The organism is Acidovorax sp. KNOB132, from assembly GCF_057541515.1.
The window spans coordinates 1-2,509 of sequence record NZ_BAAJYT010000392.1; the positions used below are offsets into that span (position 1 = coordinate 1).

Annotated in this window: 4 protein-coding genes; 2 read left to right on the forward strand and 2 right to left on the reverse strand. The window is 72.0% G+C overall.

Features of this window, described 5'->3' with window-relative positions; translation table 11 throughout:
• The first annotated feature begins 159 nt into the window (after nt 1-159).
• Entirely contained in the window at nt 160-846 is a 687-nt protein-coding gene (locus tag AC27IO_RS22870) for a DNA-3-methyladenine glycosylase I (RefSeq protein WP_498740946.1), read from the forward strand.
• Nucleotides 847-861: 15 nt separating this feature from the next.
• Here AC27IO_RS22870 and AC27IO_RS22875 read toward each other — a convergent pair whose 3' ends face one another.
• Entirely contained in the window at nt 862-1,410 is a 549-nt protein-coding gene (locus tag AC27IO_RS22875; RefSeq protein ID WP_284427181.1) for a hypothetical protein, read from the reverse strand.
• A 71-nt stretch (nt 1,411-1,481) separates the two neighbouring features.
• Entirely contained in the window at nt 1,482-1,916 is a 435-nt protein-coding gene (locus AC27IO_RS22880; RefSeq protein ID WP_487090761.1) for a helix-turn-helix domain-containing protein, read from the reverse strand.
• A gap of 74 nt (nt 1,917-1,990) precedes the next feature.
• On the opposite strand from AC27IO_RS22880, the gene AC27IO_RS22885 reads away from it, so the two are divergent.
• On the forward strand, nt 1,991-2,509 hold a 519-nt coding region (locus AC27IO_RS22885; protein ID WP_498740948.1), incomplete at its 3' end, for a class I SAM-dependent methyltransferase.

Consider the following 2,509-nt stretch of genomic DNA (forward strand, 5'->3'; position numbering starts at 1 on the left):
CGGCCAGCAGCAGCAGGGAGCGGGGCGACCGCAAGGGTGACGGGGGAAAGGGTGGCAGGGGCATTCGGCAATGGGTCGGCGGTCGGTGGGCCAAGGATAGCGAAAGCCATTGTTCGCCGCCGGGTGCCCCCGCGTTCGGGGCGCGGGCAGAATCCTGGCATGCCCGCCCCTCTTTCCGCTCCCGTTTCCGCCCACCCGTCTTCCAGCCCGGACAGTGGCCTGTTCACCGACGAGGCCGGATGCGCCCGCTGCCAATGGTGCAGCGCCACGCCGCTGTACCGCCACTACCACGACCATGAATGGGGCTTTCCGGTCGCGGACGACCGGCGCCTGTATGAAAAGCTGTGCCTGGAAGGCTTTCAGGCGGGCCTGAGCTGGCTCACGATCCTGAACAAGCGCGAAGCCTTCCGCGCGGGGTTTGCCCATTTCGACGCCGAGCAGGTGGCGCGCTTCGGTGCGGCCGACGTGCAGCGGCTGCTGGGCGATGCCGGCATCGTGCGCCACCGCGGCAAGATCGAGTCGGCCATCCAGAACGCGCAGCGCGTGCTGGAACTGCGCCGCGAGTTCGGCTCGCTGGCGCACTACGTGTGGCGTTTCGCTCCGGCCGCCGCCGAGGGGCGCCCCGGCCGCATCACGCTGGAGTCGGTGCGCGCCATGCCCACCACGCCGGCCTCGGTGGCGATGTCCAAGGACTTGAAAAAACGGGGTTTGAGCTTCGTCGGCCCCACCACGGTCTATGCCTTCATGCAGGCCATGGGGCTGGTCAACGACCACTTCGAAGGCTGCAGCGTGCGCGCGGCGGCCGAGGCGGCGCGTGCGGCGTTCGTGGTGCCCGGTCCGGGCTGATCACCGGGCCGCGGGCTACACCACCGTGTCGGAGCGGATCACGATGCGGTCGAAGCCCAGGTGCTGCATGCATTCGCGCAGGATGAGCAGCGTGGCGGCGAAGGCGGAGCCCTCGGGCAGGCCCTCCTGGGCGGGCGGGCGGCCCAGGGCCACCGAGACCAGGCGGTTGAAGGTGCGCTCCACGGCATCCAGCGGCAGGGTCATCTCGGGCTGGGCTTCGATGCCGGCCGCCAGCGCCACCTGGCGGATGCCGGCATCGGCCGTGTAGAGCGTGGTGCCCGGCGGCAGCACCGCGTGCACGGGCATCACGGCCTCTTCCACCACCTGGATGGCGTGCTCCAGTTCGCCCTCGGCCGGGGGATCGTGGCGAAAGCAGGCGGCGGCCGTGGCGTAGTAGCCCACTTCCAGGGTGCGCAGCAGCCGGGCCTGGGCCTGGGTGCCGCTGGCGATGGACGAGTGGCCCGCTCCGATGCGCAGCGCCGTGATGGGGCTTCCGGCCAGCGGGCCCGCCTGCAACGCCTGGTACAGGGCGCCGGCGTCGTTCGGTGAAAGGTGGGTGGACATGGTGCGGTCCCGGCAGGTGGAAAGGGTGGATCGATTGTGCCCTTTGCCGCAGGCCATGGGGCCCTGGCGGGTCAGTGGCCTGGATCGGCGGGCCGCCTGGGACGGCCGATGGCAGCCCCCGCCCCGGCGGCGCGCAGGAGGCGCCGGAAGGTGGGGCATTCCATGTGGCTGGGGGCCTTGCAGCGCGCGGCGTGCTGCAGCCCGTCGCGCATGGCGGTGAGCTGGCGGATGGTGGTGTCCAGGTCGTCGGCCTGGGCCAGGAGCCGGTCGCGGTCGATGCGCGGCTGGCCGTCGGGGCCGAACATCTGCCCGATGGCGTCGAGCGAGAAGCCGGCCGCCCGCCCGAGCGCGACGAGCGCGAGCCGCTCCACCACGCCCGCATCGAACAGCCGCCGCAGGCGGTGCCGCCCGACGGAGGCGATCAGGCCTTTTTCTTCGTAGAAGCGCAGCGTCGATGCCGGCAGGCCCGAACGGCGTGCCACCTCGGCGATGTCCAGGATCTCCATGGGCTTGACCTCAAGTCGGCTTGAAGTCGCACAGTCTAGCTTTCACTCCCTTTCCAGGCACCCAGGAGGCCGCCATGAACCCACCCCTTTCGATCGATTCCCCGCAAGCCGCGCTCTGGAACGGCGCCGCCGGCCACGCCTGGGTGCAGGCGCAGCCCCTGCTCGACCGCATGTTCGCGCCCTTCGAGGCCCTGCTCGCCGAGGCGGCCGACGCCCCTGGCGCGGGGCCCGGCATGCAGGTGCTCGACATCGGCTGCGGCACCGGGGCCACCACGCTGGCCATCGCGCGCCGGCTGGGCGACCAAGGGCGCTGCACCGGGATCGACCTTTCCGCGCCCATGGTCGCCGCGGCGCGCCAGCGCGGCCTGCGCGAGGGGCTGACGGTGCCCCGCGCGGACTTCGTCTGTGCCGATGCGCAGACCCATGCGTTCGCGCCGGCTTCCGTGGACCGGCTGGTGTCGCGCTTCGGGGTCATGTTCTTCGGCGACCCGGTGGCGGCGTTCGCCAACATGCGCCGCGCGGCGCGCCCCGGTGCGAGCCTGTGCGCCGTCGCGTGGCGCAGCGCGGCGGAGAACCCCTTCATGACGGCCGAG

Coding starts and splice junctions, on each gene's coding strand:
- AC27IO_RS22880 (WP_487090761.1), bottom strand. CDS start 1,916: ATGGAGATCCTGGACATCGCCGAGGTGGCACGCCGTTCGGGCCTGCCG.
- AC27IO_RS22870 (WP_498740946.1), top strand. CDS start 160: ATGCCCGCCCCTCTTTCCGCTCCCGTTTCCGCCCACCCGTCTTCCAGC.
- AC27IO_RS22875 (WP_284427181.1), bottom strand. CDS start 1,410: ATGTCCACCCACCTTTCACCGAACGACGCCGGCGCCCTGTACCAGGCG.